The 14,597-nt window shown below is 69.1% G+C and carries 12 protein-coding genes; 6 read left to right on the top strand and 6 right to left on the bottom strand.

All coding sequences use genetic code 11. From position 1 onward, the window contains the following. Positions 1–33 precede the first annotated feature (33 nt). On the top strand, positions 34–999 hold the full coding sequence (locus ACWZJV_RS11905) for a glutathione S-transferase family protein (protein ID WP_457181584.1): 966 nt from the start codon (positions 34–36) through the stop codon (positions 997–999). Between the two features lie 14 nt (positions 1,000–1,013). On the opposite strand, the gene ACWZJV_RS11900 is transcribed toward ACWZJV_RS11905, so the two are convergent. Further along, positions 1,014–1,598, bottom strand: a complete 585-nt coding sequence (locus tag ACWZJV_RS11900) for a hypothetical protein (protein ID WP_457181583.1) — start codon at positions 1,596–1,598, stop codon at positions 1,014–1,016. A 107-nt stretch (positions 1,599–1,705) separates the two neighbouring features. Continuing rightward, positions 1,706–2,755 (bottom strand): DUF2855 family protein, encoded by a 1,050-nt coding sequence (locus ACWZJV_RS11895; protein ID WP_457181582.1) that lies wholly within the window; start codon positions 2,753–2,755, stop codon positions 1,706–1,708. Between the two features lie 247 nt (positions 2,756–3,002). Here ACWZJV_RS11895 and pdhA point away from each other — a divergent pair, with 247 nt between their 5' ends. The 4 genes from pdhA to ACWZJV_RS11875 all read left to right on the top strand — a co-directional run bounded on the left by pdhA (position 3,003) and on the right by ACWZJV_RS11875 (position 8,165). Then, positions 3,003–4,139, top strand: coding sequence for a pyruvate dehydrogenase (acetyl-transferring) E1 component subunit alpha (gene pdhA / locus ACWZJV_RS11890; protein WP_457181581.1), 1,137 nt, complete (start codon positions 3,003–3,005; stop codon positions 4,137–4,139). Next, positions 4,136–5,113, top strand: a complete 978-nt coding sequence (locus ACWZJV_RS11885) for an alpha-ketoacid dehydrogenase subunit beta (protein WP_457181580.1) — start codon at positions 4,136–4,138, stop codon at positions 5,111–5,113. Before pdhA ends, ACWZJV_RS11885 begins: the two co-directional genes overlap by 4 nt. Continuing rightward, complete coding sequence (locus ACWZJV_RS11880; RefSeq protein WP_457181579.1) at positions 5,107–6,405, top strand: dihydrolipoamide acetyltransferase family protein; 1,299 nt, start codon at positions 5,107–5,109, stop codon at positions 6,403–6,405. The genes ACWZJV_RS11885 and ACWZJV_RS11880 overlap by 7 nt, the downstream gene beginning before the upstream one ends. 113 nt (positions 6,406–6,518) lie before the next feature. Further along, a complete protein-coding gene (locus tag ACWZJV_RS11875; RefSeq protein WP_457181578.1) occupies positions 6,519–8,165 on the top strand; it encodes a calcium-binding protein in 1,647 nt (548 codons plus the stop codon). 112 nt (positions 8,166–8,277) lie between these two features. Here the strand turns inward: ACWZJV_RS11875 and ACWZJV_RS11870 are convergent, their stop codons facing one another. The 4 genes from ACWZJV_RS11870 to ACWZJV_RS11855 all read right to left on the bottom strand — a co-directional run bounded on the left by ACWZJV_RS11870 (position 8,278) and on the right by ACWZJV_RS11855 (position 13,230). After that, a complete protein-coding gene (locus ACWZJV_RS11870; protein WP_457181577.1) occupies positions 8,278–9,936 on the bottom strand; it encodes an ABC transporter permease in 1,659 nt (552 codons plus the stop codon). After that, a complete protein-coding gene (locus ACWZJV_RS11865) occupies positions 9,933–10,880 on the bottom strand; it encodes an ABC transporter ATP-binding protein (protein WP_457181576.1) in 948 nt (315 codons plus the stop codon). The genes ACWZJV_RS11870 and ACWZJV_RS11865 overlap by 4 nt, the downstream gene beginning before the upstream one ends. Positions 10,881–10,936: 56 nt before the next feature. Then, a complete protein-coding gene (locus ACWZJV_RS11860) occupies positions 10,937–11,608 on the bottom strand; it encodes a TetR/AcrR family transcriptional regulator (protein ID WP_196872549.1) in 672 nt (223 codons plus the stop codon). 89 nt (positions 11,609–11,697) lie between these two features. After that, on the bottom strand, positions 11,698–13,230 hold the full coding sequence (locus ACWZJV_RS11855) for a carboxyl transferase domain-containing protein (protein ID WP_457181575.1): 1,533 nt from the start codon (positions 13,228–13,230) through the stop codon (positions 11,698–11,700). Positions 13,231–13,349: 119 nt separating this feature from the next. Between ACWZJV_RS11855 and ACWZJV_RS11850 the strand changes: the two genes are divergently transcribed. Continuing rightward, on the top strand, positions 13,350–14,477 hold the full coding sequence (locus ACWZJV_RS11850) for an LLM class flavin-dependent oxidoreductase (RefSeq protein WP_457181574.1): 1,128 nt from the start codon (positions 13,350–13,352) through the stop codon (positions 14,475–14,477). Positions 14,478–14,597: the final 120 nt, after the last annotated feature.

The raw sequence follows: 14,597 nt of genomic DNA, 5'->3' as shown, positions 1-14,597 counted from the left end.
GTTCACTTTTCAACCACAACGTAGGGTGACCACATGCAGGAGAAGGCGACGTACGTACAACCGGGCACCGAGTTCAACCGGGACATGAACTACATCCCGGACCGGATCACGCGGGATGCGCGGACACCGGAGTTCGGGCCGAGGGACGTGCCGTTGTGGCCGGTCGAACCGGGCCGCTACCGGCTGGTCGCGGCCGCCGCCTGCCCGTGGGCCAACCGGGCGATCATCGTCCGCAACCTCCTCGGTCTCCAGGACGTCATCTCCCTCGGCCTCGCCGGGCCGACGCACGACGCCCGATCGTGGACCTTCGACCTCGACCCCGGCGGCGTCGACCCTGTGCTCGGGATCGAGCGGCTGCAGCAGGCCTACTTCGCGCGCTACCCCGACTACCCGCGTGGCATCACCGTGCCGGCGATCGTCGAGGAGGCCACCGGCAAGGTCGTCACCAACGACTTCCCGTGGATCACCCACGACTTCTTCCACGAGTGGACCGACTTCTTCGCCGATGACGCCCCCGACCTGTGGCCGCGGGCGCTGCGCGAGGAGATGGACGAGGTGAACAAGCGGGTCTTCACCGAGGTCAACAACGGGGTCTACCGGTGTGGCTTCGCCGGCTCCCAGGAGGCGTACGACGCGGCGTACTCACGTCTCTTCGCTGCCCTCGACTGGCTCGAGGAGCGGCTCTCCGGGCAGCGCTACCTGGTCGGCGACCAGCTCACCGAGTCCGACATCCGGCTCTTCACGACCCTGGCCCGCTTCGATGCGGTCTACCACGGCCACTTCAAGTGCAACCGGCAGAAGCTCGTCGAGTTCCCCGCCCTGTGGGCCTACGCCCGCGACCTCTACCAGACCCCTGGGATCGGCGACACGCTCGACTTCGACCAGATCAAGCAGCACTACTACATCGTCCACACCGACCTGAACCCCACGCAGATCGTGCCCGCCGGTCCGGACCTCTCCGGCTGGGACGAGCCGCACGGGCGCGAGTCGCTCGGCTGAACGAAGGATTCCCGTCAGCCGGTGTAGTAGCCGGGGTGCTGCCCCTGTCGTTGGCGCTGCCTCGCGGCGCCGACCGCGCTGAAGTACGCCGAGGACGGCCGCAGCCACAGCAGCACCAGGATCGCGATCACCAGCAGCGGGTCGAGGACGGCGAGCACGACGTTGCCGGCCGACATCGGCATGGTCGCGCCGCCGAGCGCGGCGTTGCCGGCGAGGTTGCCCACGCTCGACAAGCTGGCGGCCAGCGAGAGCGCGCCGAGGACGGTGGCGGTGATCCGGGCCCAGTTGCGGCCCCTTCCGTTCATGACCGCCATCCAGATCCACACCCCGAGCGTGATCACCCCGAAGACCGCGCCGCCGATCTGGATGACGGGGACGATCACGTCCACCATCTCCCGCGCGTCGAAGACCGAGGGGTCGTACGTCGGCTGCTTCTCCATCTCCGTAACCATCAGCGACTTCATCTCGGCGGTGTCCATGGTGAAGAGGAACGCCGTCGAGACGATGGTCAGCAGGCCACCGAGCCCCATCCCGTAGACCGCGTACGTCAGCGTCTTGGGCCGTTCGATGGGCTGGTTGTAGCCGTACGGATCGGACATGGTGCGCCTCCGGTGGTGTGGGAGGCGCGACTCTAGCGACGCCCCACGGTTGCGACCACAGAAATTCCGACCCTCGGCAGCGGTCGCCGAGTGGCGTGGTCGTGCGGTCAGTCCGCGTCGGGGATGAAGATGTGGCCCACGGCGGGGTCCGTCGATCCGTCGTGGAAGCCGGCGATCACCGTCGGGGCGTCCGCGAGGCCGGCGTGCTCGAGCAGCTTGATCGATGGCTGCTCCGTATCTCCCACCTGCTCGAGGAAGTCCCGCTCGTCGCGTCGATAGCGCTGCATGAACGCGCGCGACTGGCCTTCGGCCTTGTAGGCGTCGAGCTGGAGGGCTGCGAAGAAGAAGACCGGAGCCGGTCCCACGAGGCTGTCGTCGTCCTCGGGAAAGCCGTCGGCTCGGGTCGACCCGATGAGGCAGTCGAAGGCGAGCCGGTCACCGAAGTGCTCGTGAACCCGGCGGCGCAGGTCACCGTCGCCCGACAGGTCGACGTAGACGGTCCGTCTGGTGCTGTCGATGGCTTTCAGGTCGGCGTACTCATGTGTCGCGGTGTAGTGGCCGAGGCCCTCCACGAACTCGATGTTGCGGGCCGAGGTGAGCGCGATCCTCTGTGCCGGTGAGTCGGCGAGGCAGTAGGCGGCGCCGTACGCCGTCTTGCTCGAGGCGCTCGAGATCACGAACTGCTCGGCCTCGAAGAAGCCGCGGTCGCGGAGGTAGTCCGCGGCGGTGTAGGAGGTGATGAACAGAGGGCGGTAGAGGGCCGTGAGACTGTCCTGCCGGGGATCGGTGTCCCGAGGCTGGAGCTCGTAGAGGTTGTAGACGTCGGGCGTGCCGGTGCGGTGGGCGGCGCCGTCGACGAAGCTTCGGGCGGTGACCTTCGTGGGTCGCATCGTCAGGTGGGTCGCGATGGGGAAGTAGCCGAAGACCCGCGTCCCCACGGGAACGTCGGGAGCTCTCGACTCGATGATCTCCGCGAACCCCCATGCCGGCATGCAGCCGTATCCGTCCTGCTCCGCGGGGAAGAGATTCCAGTAGCCCAGGGTGTCGCCGTAGACCGCGTAGGTCATGTTGTTCGTGGTGAGAGCGATGCGTTCGATCCGCGCCAACACCTCCCCTTCGGCGAGCTGCGGCGCCGGAAGGTCCACCAGGTCAGCCACTCCAAGGTCGCTCTTGAGCGACTCCACTCGGGCAAATCGAGTCATCGGTTCCTCATCTCCTGGGCCGGGGCGACATCGCTTCTCATAGAACTTACTAAGCGCTTGCTTAGTTGTCTATGTTCATCTCGCTCCGGCCTCTTCTCTCCCTGGGGCGGGTACCGTTTGCCTATGCCGATGTGCCACGGATCACAAGCCCGTGATCGGCGTAGCCAGCGGTGGCAACCCCACCCCGTGTGAAGGAAGCGTGATGACTGAATTTCTGGATCCCAGTCCCAGCCACACCGACATGGTGCAGCTGCTGAACCCCGAGGGAGAACGGGTCTCGCACCCGGACTTCGAGTTCTCACCCGACCGACCTGAGGACGAGGCCGTACGCGGCTTCTACCGCGACATGGTGCTGACCCGTCGCCTCGACGTCGAGGCCACCGCGCTGCAGCGCCACGGCGAGCTGGGCCTGTGGGCGCAGCTGCTCGGCCAGGAGGCGGCGCAGATCGGCGCGGCCCGCGCGCTCGCACCCCAGGACTTCGTCTTCCCGACCTACCGCGAGCACGGCGTGGCCTGGTGCCGCGACGTCGACCCGATGCAGCTGCTCGGGCTCTTCCGGGGCACCGACCAGGGTGGCTGGGACCCCGACGAGCACAACTTCGGGCTCTACACGATCGTGATCGGCGCCCAGACGCTGCACGCGACCGGCTATGCGATGGGCGTGCAGATGGACGGCCTCGTCGGCACCGGCGACCCGACCCGCGACACGGCCGTCGTGGCCCACTTCGGCGACGGCGCCTCCTCCCAGGGCGACGTCAACGAGGCGATGGTCTTCGCCGCCTCCTACAACGCCCCGGTCGTCTTCTTCTGCCAGAACAACCAGTGGGCCATCTCCGAACCGGTCGAGCAGATGGTCAAGGTGCCGCTCTACAAGCGCGCCCAGGGCTTCGGCTTCCCGGGCATCCGGGTCGACGGCAACGACGTGCTGGCGACGTACGAGGTGATGAAGTCGGCGCTCAAGCGGGCCCGCGAGGGCGGCGGGCCGACGATGATCGAGGCCTACACCTACCGGATGGGCGCCCACACGACGACGGACGACCCGACCCGCTACCGGCTCTCCGACGAGGTCGAGGCGTGGAAGCTCAAGGATCCGATCGCCCGGGTGGAGGCCTACCTCCGCCGCGGCGGCGGTGCCTCGAGCTCCTTCTTCGCCAAGGTGGAGGCCGAGGCCGAGGAGCTCGGCGAGCGGCTGCGCGCCGGCATCCACGCCCTGCCCGAGCCCGATCCCGTACGCCTCTTCGACAACGTCTACACCGAGCTGCCCGACGAGCTGCGCGAGCAGCGTGACGGCTACGCGGCGTACCTCTCCTCCTTCGACCTCGAGGAGGCCTCGCGATGACCAAGATGACGCTGGCGAAGGCGCTCAACGCGGGACTTCGAAGGGCGATGGAGGACGACGACAAGGTCGTCCTGATGGGTGAGGACATCGGCCGCCTCGGCGGTGTCTTCCGGATCACCGACGGGCTGCAGAAGGACTTCGGTGAGGCGCGCGTCGTCGACACCCCGCTGGCCGAGTCGGGGATCGTCGGCACGGCGGTCGGGCTCGCGCTGCGGGGCTACCGGCCGGTGGTGGAGATCCAGTTCGACGGGTTCGTCTACCCGGCCTACGACCAGATCGTGTCGCAGGTGGCCAAGCTCCACTACCGGAGCGGCGGGCGGGTCGCGATGCCGATGGTCATCCGGATCCCGTTCGGCGGCGGTATCGGCGCCGTGGAGCACCACAGCGAGTCGCCGGAGGCTCAGTTCGCGCACACGCCCGGACTCAAGGTCGTGGCCTGCGCCGACCCGGTCGACGCCTACTGGATGATCCAGCAGGCGATCTCGCATCCCGACCCGGTCATCTTCTTGGAGCCGAAGCGGCTCTACCACTCGACCAAGGCCGAGGTCGACGTCGACGCCACGCCCGGTCCCCTGTTCGCCTCGCGGGTGGCGCGGTCGGGCTCCGACGTGACCGTGCTGGCCTACGGTCCCACCGTCAAGACCGCGCTCACCGCCGCCGAGGCGGCCGCGGGGGAGGGCAAGTCGGTCGAGGTGATCGACCTGCGTACGCTCTCGCCGCTCGACATGGCTCCGGTCTACGAGTCGGTGCGGCGTACGGGGCGTGCGGTCGTCGTCCACGAGGCCCACGTCAACCTCGGCCTCGGCGCCGAGCTCGCCGCCCGGATCACCGAGCAGTGCTTCCACTCCCTGGAGGCGCCGGTGCTCCGCGTGGGTGGGTTCGACACGCCCTACCCGCCGGCGCGGGCGGAGGAGTACTTCCTCCCCGACCTCGACCGGGTCCTCGACGCCGTCGACAGGAGTCTCGCGTGGTGACCTCCGAGTTCAAGCTGCCCGATGTCGGTGAGGGTCTCACCGAGGCCGAGATCGTCGAGTGGCACGTCGCCGTCGGCGACGTCATCAAGGTCAACGACCCCGTCTGCGACATCGAGACCGCCAAGTCGGTCGTCGAGCTGCCGTCGCCCTATGCCGGGGTGGTCCAGGAGCTCCTCGTCGAGGTCGGCACCGAGGTCCAGGTCGGCACCCCGATCATCCGCATCGGCGACTCCGTCGAGGCGTCGCCCCCGCCGGCCGAGGCGTCGGCTCCGCCGGCCGAGGCGTCAGCTCCGGCGCCTGAGACGTCAGCGCCAGAGCCTGAGGCCGAGAAGCCGCTCACGCTGGTCGGCTACGGCTCCAAGGAAGACGCGGTCGTACGCCGCAACCGCACCGTCTCCGCACCGGCCGCCGCCGCGGGCACGGGTGTGCTCGCCAAGCCGACCGCCCGGAAGCTGGCACGGGACCTGGGCGTGGACCTGGCGACCGTGACGCCGGAGCGCGACGACGGCGTGATCACCACGGCCGACCTGGAGGCACTGACGAACGCTCCAGCACCGTCGCGGGAGCCTGCCGCACCGGTCGGCGGTGAGCGTCGTGAGCCGATCAAGGGCCTGCGCAAGCAGATGGGCCAGGCGATGGTCGACTCGGCGTTCACGCTGCCGCACGTGACCATCTGGACGACGGTCGACGTCACCCGCACCTCCGAGCTGGTCGCCGGCCTCAAGGCCAACCGCGACTTCGCCGAGGTCCGGGTCAGCCCCCTGCTGATCGTGGCCAAGGCGACGCTCCTGGCGATGCGACGTACCCCGATCATCAACTCCTGGTGGGACGAGGCCGCGCAGGAGATCGTGTTCAAGGAGTACGTCAACCTCGGCATCGCCGCGGCCACCCCGCGAGGCCTCCAGGTGCCGAACGTCAAGGGCGCCGACCGGATGTCCCTGGTCGAGCTGGGTGCCGCGATCAACGAGCTCACTGACGTCGCCCGCACCGGGAAGACCCCGCCGGCCGACCAGACCGGCGGGACGTTCACGATCACCAACATCGGCCCGTTCGGCATCGACGGCGGCGCCCCGATCATCAACCCGGGCGAGTCCGCGATCCTCTCCGTCGGCGCGGTCAAGCGCCAGCCCTGGATCGTCGGCACGGGTGACGACGAGCGCATCGAGCCGCGTGACGTCTGCACCCTCGCGCTCAGCTTCGACCACCGCCACATCGACGGCGAGGCCGGCTCCCGCTTCCTCGCCGACGTGGCGAGGATCGTCGGCGACCCGAGCACGGCCCTGTTGTTCTGACCCGTTCGACAATCGCTCCACAGAACGCCAATTCGCTACCTCGAGGGGTATGGGATCTGGCACGATCCTCAGGCCCGCGCTGACGCGGGCCTGAGGATCTTCTGGAGGCAGGAATGGTGCTCCTGACGGGGCGCACGCTGCTTGCCGGGATCGTCGCGATGGCCGCCTCGGCGACCGTTCTCGTGGCGAGCCCCGCGAGCGCGGCGACAACATCCACCGGCGTACGTTGCACGATCGTCGGTACGTCCGGCGGTGATGTCCTGAACGGCACATCGCGCCGGGACGTCATCTGCGGTCGCGGAGGAAGCGACATCATCTACGCGCGCAGTGGCGACGACATGGTCGACGGCGGTGGGGGAGACGACCGGATCTACGGCAGCTACGGCGCTGACAAGCTGCTCGGCGGAACTGGGCGCGACAGCATCCGAGGTGAGGCCGGCGCGGATGTCGTCTACGGCGGGTCTTCGTCCGACTTTCTCTACGGCGGGACCTCGGACGACACGATCCGCGGTGGCTCGGGCAACGACCAGATCCAGGGCGATGATGGTCACGACCACATCTACGGCGAAGCCGACCACGACAAGGTCAGCGGCGGCACCGGATGGGATGTGCTCTACGGCGGCACGGGCCGTGACCACATCGTTGGCGGCAACGGCAACGACCGTGCGTACGGCGGGGACAACGCCGACGGGTTGTACGGCGGGGCCGGAAACGACCAGCTGTACGGCGGCAACCACAACGACCTGCTGGTGGGCGGCTACGACGACGACCGGGCCTGGGGTGGCGCTGGAGCGGATCAGATTCGCGGCGAGTCAGGAACTGACAACCTCACCGGGGAGTCCGGGAGCGACCTGGTCGACGGTGGTGGGGGAAACGACACCATCACCGGGGGCAGCGGTACCGATGAGCTGAGGGGCGGGTCAGGGACGAACCGCTGTGTCTACGACATCTATGACCTCCTCAGCGGATGCGGTGCCGACAAAGAGGCGCCCGAGGTGATCGGTATGTCGGTGAGCCCCAGCAGCGCCGATGTCACCGGCAGTTCCGTCACGGTGAAGGTCCGGTCTCACGTCACCGACGATCTCAACGGAGTCTCGCGCGTGGAATGGACCTTCAGCGATAACAACAATGGCGTTGCGCTCAACGTTGAAGGGCGTCTCGTGTCCGGTGGATTGAGAGACGGCTGGTGGGAAGGGATTCTCACGGTCCCGCGGTACGCCGCGCCGCAGACACTGTCTGGATCCATCCTCCTGCAGGACACTGCCCGGGAGCTCTACTCCATCGAGCGCGGATCACTGAACGTCGTCAACGACGGTGTCGTCGATGATTCGCCGCCTCAGCTGAGTGTCGTGACCCTGTCTCCGTCGTCGGTCGACGTGCGATCGGCCAGCAAGAGCGTCAAGGTTGCGATCCGCGCGGTCGATCCGCTTGCGGGCGTCGACCGGGTCGACATCTGCATCCTGAAGCCGGTGGGGACGGATTGGCGCGGCAATGTCGAATACGACGGCGTGTCCTGCACCGAGGTGGTTCCGCTGGCGTCGGGAAGCGTGAGAGATGGCATCTACACGACCACCCTTGCGATTCCCAAGGGTTCCCCGAGCGGCACGTACGTCGTGGCCGCCTACACCATCGACAAGCTCGGACAGTATGCCCATTGGGAGTCCCCCGATGCGTTCAAGCATTACGAGGAGTCCGGCACCTGCTGCAACATCTACGCGCTTCCCGAGGCCAATACGCGGCTTCAGGTGACGGGCTCGTAGCGGAGACACGAGTCCTGACGCGTACCAGGCCACCGCCGAGACGTCAGCAACGCCGGTCGAGTGGGCACCGAGGTGCCCACTCGACCGGCGTACGTGACTTCTCGGCAGGTCGTCAGCCGTGGATGTCGCGGCGGCGGAAGCCGACCATCGCCACGAGCAGGAGCCCCACCACCACGGCGCTGAGGCCGAGGGTGTGGCTGAGGGGCTGCGACTCGATCATGGTGTTCTTGATCCACCAGAACGGGGACAGACCGCGGACCCAGTCGGGGAGGTCGAGCACGTCGGCGAGGATGAGCACCAGGAACATCCAGCCGAAGACCGCCCAGCACACCGCGCTGGCCGCTTGCGGCGCCCAGGCATAGAGAGCCAGCGCCAACGCGACGATCACCAGGACCGCAGGGACGTAGGCGAGGGCGAGCACGGTGAAGTCGCCGAAACCGATCTCGTCGACCCCGGTGGCAGCAGCACCCAGACCCATCGCCCAGATCCCGGTGACCAGCACGACCAGCGATCCGAGTGCGGCGACGAGGGTGTTCGACAGCAGCCAGCGAAGCCTTCCGAGAGGCTTGGCCAGCACCAGGGCCGCCCGGGTGGCGTCCTCCTCCGCCTTGACCCGGAGGGTCATGATGATCGCGTAGGCGGCCGCGCCGAAGGCGGAGTAGCCGCCGATGAACGCGGCGAAGGTCTTGATCATGTCCTCCGCGCCGCCCTTGACGAGCTCGGCGTAGATCGGGTTGTCGCCGACGGCCTTCAGCATGTTGGGGACCTCGCTCAGGATCGAGCCCGTCGCGAACCACATCAGTCCGAGTCCGACGGCGGTCCAGAACAGGCCGGTACGCTGCCGCACCCACGCCAGGGCGATCGGCCCGTCGAGCAGCGGCGATGCGTCGGCCCGCCCGCGGCGTACCTTCACCATGCCGGCACCGAAGTCACGGTGGGAGCCGAGGAAGGCGGCGAGCGCGAGGAGGGCCAGCGCGACGACCGCGGCGATCCCCAGGGGCCAGATCCGGGTGTCGACGAACACCCTGGTCTGGTGTACCCAGGCGATGGGGGAGAGCCAGGACAGCGGGCTGCCCAAGGGCTCCTGGATGTCGCCGACCACGCGTGCGACATAGGTGGCGCCGACGACGGCGAAGGCCATTCCCATCGCGCCGCCGCCGCTCTCCGAGAGCTGGGAGGTCACCAGCGCGACGGCTCCGTAGACCAGCGCCGCCAGGGCGATCCCGAAGGACATCACGGCCGAGTCGACCGGGTCGAGCCCCATCGCGACCAGGGCCAGCATGCCGGCGACGGCGACGATGAGGTTGGTCAGCGCGACCTCGACGATGACCGCGAGGGAGGGCGCGTGCCGACCGAGTACGCCGGCGCGCATCAGCTCCGAGCGGCCCGACTCCTCCTCGGAGCGGGTGTGGCGGACGACCTGCAGGATCGTCATGACAGCCAGCGCGACGACCATCCAGAGGATGAGCTCGTTGGCGACCGCTGCACCCATGGTGTAGTCGTCGAGGCCGTAGCCGGGACCGCCCATCGCGATCATCGCAGGGCTGCTCAGGGTCAGCGCGCGTGCGGCTCGCGCTTCCGGATCGTCGTTCAGCACCGCGTACTCGCCGCCGGGCGCCAGCGAGACCAGGTAGAGGATTGCGATGACCAGGGTCCACACCGCGATCCGGACCCGGTCGCGGCGGAGCATGAAGCCGATCAGGTGCCCGGTCCCGGTGAAGGAGTCGAGGAGTCCGGCCTTCGGGATCGTGACCGCAGTTGCCGCGCTCACTTCGCGACCTCGATCTCGGTCTCGGAGATCACGTCACCGTAGTGCCGCATGAACAGCTCCTCCAGGGAGGGAGGCGTGATGGTCAGGCCGTGGACGTCGAGCGTGGTGAGCGTCTTGAGCACGTCGCCGACGGAGGCGTTGTCGACGTCGAAGGCCACCCGGGATCCGGCGCCGTTGGGGGTGACGACCAGGTCGTTGACCCCCGAGATCGTACGCAGCGTCGAAGCGTCCCCGCCGACGGTGGCGACGACGGAGGAGCGGGTCAGGTGGCGCAGCTCCTCGAGCGTGCCGGACTCGACGGCGACCCCGGCACGGATGATCGTGACGGTGTCGCAGACCTTCTCGACCTCGCTGAGGATGTGGCTCGAGAGCAGGACCGAAGAGCCCGCCGCCTTGGCCTCCCGGGCGTACTCGGTGAAGACGGCCTCCATCAGCGGGTCGAGACCCGAGGTGGGCTCGTCGAAGATGTAGAGGTCGGACTCGTCGAGGAAGGCGGCGACCAGCGCGACCTTCTGCCGGTTGCCCTTGGAGTAGGTACGCGCCTTCTTGGTCGGGTCGAGGTCGAACCGCTCCAGCAGCTCGGCCTTCCGCGCCTTGCGCTTGGCCTTGTCGCCGCTCGGCTTGAGCCGGGTGAGGTAGTCGATGCACTCGCCGCCCGAGAGGTTCGGCCACAGGTTGACGTCGCCGGGGACGTACGAGATCCGCTTGTGCAGCGCGACCGCGTCACGCCAGACGTCGCCGCCGAAGAGGCGGGCGGTGCCGGCGTCGGCGCGCAGCAGCCCGAGCAGGATCTTGATGGTGGTGGACTTGCCGGCGCCGTTGGGGCCGAGGAAGCCGGCCACCTGGCCGTGCTGGACGGTCAGGTCGAGGCCGTCGAGGGCCTTGAAGGAGCCGAAGGACTTGTGCAGGCCCGCGATCTCGACCGCGGGGATGTTGTCGGACATGGAAACTCGCTTCCGCGTTGGGAGGGTAGGAGGACGTACGCCGACGGGGCGGGGCGTCATTCGGACGCAGGCTCCGTGGCGGCGTCCTGCGGCGGGTCCGGGACGTAGAGCAGGTATTCGTCGAGCATCCGGCGAGTGGTGAAGAAGCCCTCGGAGTAGAGCTCGATCATCGGCAGGTAGGTGGTGGCCAGGAAGCCGCGCACCAGGCCGCTGATGTCGCTCGGGTCCTCGGGCGGGTTGAGGGTGATCTCCAGCATGAGCGTGCCGAGTGCGGAGAGGACGAGGTAGCGGGCACGGGCCGCCTCGTCCCGGCTGGGCTTGACCAGGCCGGCCTCGATGCCGTGCTTGGTGTAGCCGACGGCGTCCTCGATCATCTGCTCGATGAAGGTGCGCCCGACCGGCCCGCCGTCCTGCAGCGAGCGCAGCACGTAGCCGAGCATCGGTGCGTACTCGTCCGCGGCGGCGAACCGGTGCAGGATGCTCTGGCCCGAGGCGAGCTCGTCGATCGTCTCGTTCTTCGCCCCCCGGATCTCGGCCAGCACCGCCTCGTCGCACTCGGCGTGGAGCTCGTCCTTGGAGCCGAAGTGGTGGATCACCAGCGCCGGGCTGACCCCGGCGTCGGTGGCGATCGAGCGGACCGAGGCGCCGAAGCCGTCACGGGCGAACCGCAGCACCGCCGCGTCGCGGATTCGCTCGCGGGTGGTCGGATCGGCAGGGGCTGAACGCATGTTCAATGCTAAACACGTGTTCAGTCCGAGCGCAAGAGAAAACCCTGATGTCCCGTCGGACACAGGGTTTTCCAGTCGCCTACGGCGCCTCAGCCGGCGTAGCGAGCTGCCCGGGCCGTCGGTTCGCCCGGGCCCGAGGCGAGCAGCGCGAGCAGCTCGTCCTCCAGGACGGCGCCGACCCGGCGGCAGAACGTCTCCGGCTCGTCGGCAGCGTCGGGGGACTCCGCGACGATCCGGTCGACGACACCGATCTGCTGCAGGTCGACGGCCAGCACCCGCTGAGCCTCGGCCATCTCGGCGGCATGGTCGGAGTCGCCGTGCACGATCGCGCTCGCGCCCTCGGGCGGGAGCGGGGAGAGCCAGGCGTGCTGCGCCGCGACCACTCGGTCGGCCGGGAGGAAGGCGAGCGCGCCGCCGCCGTTGCCCTCGCCGAGCATCAGGCTGAGCGTCGGGGTCTCGACGTTGACGAGCGCTCCCAACGTACGCGCGATCTCGCCGGCGATGCCGCCGTTCTCGGCCTCGGGGGAGAGAGCGGCGCCGGGGGTGTCGATGACGGTGACGACCGGGAGCCCGAGGCCGGCGGCGAGCTTCATCCCGCGCTGCGCCTCGCGCAGTCCCTCCGGTCCGAGCGGCTGGTGGGCCTGCTCGCGCCGGTCCTGCGCCAGCACCAGGCACGGGGCCGACCCGAACCGCGCCAGCGCGATGATCAGACCGGGATCGCGCTCGCCCTGCCCGGTGCCGTTGAGAGGTACGACGTCCGAGGCCGCGATCCGGAGCAGCGCCCGCGCTCCCGGCCGGTCCGTACGCCGCGACCGCGTGATCGCGTCCCAGGTGTCGACCGCCGAGAAGTCGCCCCCGTCGGCCGAGGCGTCACTGCGGTTGGTCGAAGCGGCATCCAGTGACCTCTCGGCCGACGCGGGTGACGCCTCGCCCGACGCCGCTGACTTCTCGGGGCGGAGGTCGAGGATCGTGAGCACTCGGTCGACGAGCCCGGCGAGCTCGTCGGGAGGTACGACGCCGTCGACGAGGCCGTGCGCGAACAGGTTCTCCGAGACCTGGACGCCGGCGGGGAAGGGGCGGCCGTTGAGTACCTCGTAGACCTTCGGCCCCAGGAAGCCGAGGAGTGCGGCGGGCTCGGCGACGGTGACGTGGCCCAGCGATCCCCAGGAGGCCATCACGCCGCCGGTGGTGGGGTGGCGCAGGTAGACGAGGTAGGGGAGACCGGCCGCCTTGTGGCGGGTGACCGCCTCGGCGATACGCACCATCTGCACGAACGCGGGCGTGCCCTCCTGCATCCGGGTGCCGCCCGAGGCCGGCCCGGCGAGCAGCGGCAGCCCCTCGCGGGAGGCCCGCTCCACGGCCGCGATCAGCCGCTCGGCCGACGCGCGCCCGATCGAGCCGGCGAGGAAGCGGAACTCGGAGAGCACCACGGCCACCCGGCGTCCGGCGATCCGGGCCTCGCCGGTGACCACCGACTCGTCCGTGCCCGCGCGCTCGCGCGCGCGAGCCAGGTCGGCGGCGTACGCCTCGGGGAGGTCGCCGTATGACGGCGGAGTGTCCCAGGACGTCCATGTCCCGGCATCGAGGACGAGATCGATCAGCTCGGCAGAGGTCAGGCCCATATCGGGACCATACCCCGAGTTGGCTCATTGGCTGAGCCTCTGTCCATCTATGGATACGTCGGCCAATAGTCGACAAAGCCAATTAACATTCATGAGTACACCTCATGAAGGAGTCCGGAATGACCGCCCCACACGCCCCCGAGTTCCTCTGGTACCTCCCCAACTTCGTCGAGACCGGCCACCGCGGCGACACCGCCTCGGCGGAGGAGGGCTACGGCACCCTCGACTACCAGGTCGGTCTGGCCGAGGCGGTCGAGAGAGCCGGCTGGGCCGGCGCCCTGCTCGGCACCAGCTGGGGGAGGCCCGACACCTTCACGGTCGCGACCGCCCTGGCCGCGCGGACCACGACATTCGAGCCGCTCATCGCGATCCGGCCGGGCTACTGGCGACCCGCCAACTTCGCCACAGCGGCCGCGACCCTCGATCAGCTCAGCCGCGGCCGGGTGCGGGTCAACATCGTCTCCGGGCAGGACGACCTCGCGGCCTACGGCGACCGTGAGGACTCCCGTGCGGCCCGCTACGCGCGGACCAAGGAGTTCATGCGGTTGGTGCGGCGGCTGTGGACCGAGGAGGACGTCACCTTCGAGGGCGACCACTTCCAGGTCGCGGGCTCGACGATCACCCCGCGCCCGTACGCCACCACAGCCCGCCCGCACCCGAGGCTCTACTTCGGCGGCGCCTCCCCGGAGGCCGAGGCGGTGGCCGCGACCGAGGCGGACGTCCAGCTCTTCTGGGGTGAGCCGCTGGACGGCATCGCCGAGCGGGTCGAGCGCCTGCGCGGGCTGGAGCAGTCGCTGGGTCGTGACCTGGCGCCGCTCGAGTTCGGGCTCAGGATCACCACGCTGATCCGCGACACCCGCGAGGAGGCCTGGCGCGACGCCGAGGAGAAGGTGCGCCGGATGGCCGAGAACGTCGGTGACCGCGAGTTCCGGCGCACGGGCCGGTCGGCGGTCGGGCAGAGCCGCCTCCTCGACCTCGCCGACCGCGGTGACGTGCTCGACGACTGCCTCTACACCGCCCCGGGGCGCTACGGCGGTGGCGGCGCCGGCACCACCTGGCTCGTCGGCTCCGCGGACGACGTCGCCGCCGCGCTCGCTCGCTACCAGGAGCTCGGCGTGACCCACTTCGTCCTCTCGGACACGCCCTACCGGACCGAGGTCGCCCGGGTCGGCGAGGCGCTGATCCCGAGGCTCCGAGATGTGAGCCGGGTCGCGCTAACTGCCCCAAACGGCGTACGTCGGGCGTAGTTAACCGGAAAGACACGCTCCTGACCTGCGAAAACCGTTGGTAGGTGGAGGGTGTTCGCTCTATCCTGGTATCACCCGGTGTCACCACCGGGCACAAGACACCTGACCTTTGAAGGGCCC

It is taken from the genome of Nocardioides sp. WG-D5 (assembly GCF_054031175.1).
Note: the sequence above shows the minus strand (reverse complement) of the source record. Positions and strands in the feature narration are given on the sequence as shown.

Coding starts and splice junctions, on each gene's coding strand:
- ACWZJV_RS11900 (WP_457181583.1), bottom strand. CDS start 1,598: ATGTCCGATCCGTACGGCTACAACCAGCCCATCGAACGGCCCAAGACG.
- ACWZJV_RS11860 (WP_196872549.1), bottom strand. CDS start 11,608: ATGCGTTCAGCCCCTGCCGATCCGACCACCCGCGAGCGAATCCGCGAC.
- ACWZJV_RS11855 (WP_457181575.1), bottom strand. CDS start 13,230: ATGGGCCTGACCTCTGCCGAGCTGATCGATCTCGTCCTCGATGCCGGG.
- ACWZJV_RS11875 (WP_457181578.1), top strand. CDS start 6,519: ATGGTGCTCCTGACGGGGCGCACGCTGCTTGCCGGGATCGTCGCGATG.
- ACWZJV_RS11905 (WP_457181584.1), top strand. CDS start 34: ATGCAGGAGAAGGCGACGTACGTACAACCGGGCACCGAGTTCAACCGG.
- ACWZJV_RS11865 (WP_457181576.1), bottom strand. CDS start 10,880: ATGTCCGACAACATCCCCGCGGTCGAGATCGCGGGCCTGCACAAGTCC.
- ACWZJV_RS11885 (WP_457181580.1), top strand. CDS start 4,136: ATGACCAAGATGACGCTGGCGAAGGCGCTCAACGCGGGACTTCGAAGG.
- ACWZJV_RS11850 (WP_457181574.1), top strand. CDS start 13,350: ATGACCGCCCCACACGCCCCCGAGTTCCTCTGGTACCTCCCCAACTTC.
- pdhA (WP_457181581.1), top strand. CDS start 3,003: ATGACTGAATTTCTGGATCCCAGTCCCAGCCACACCGACATGGTGCAG.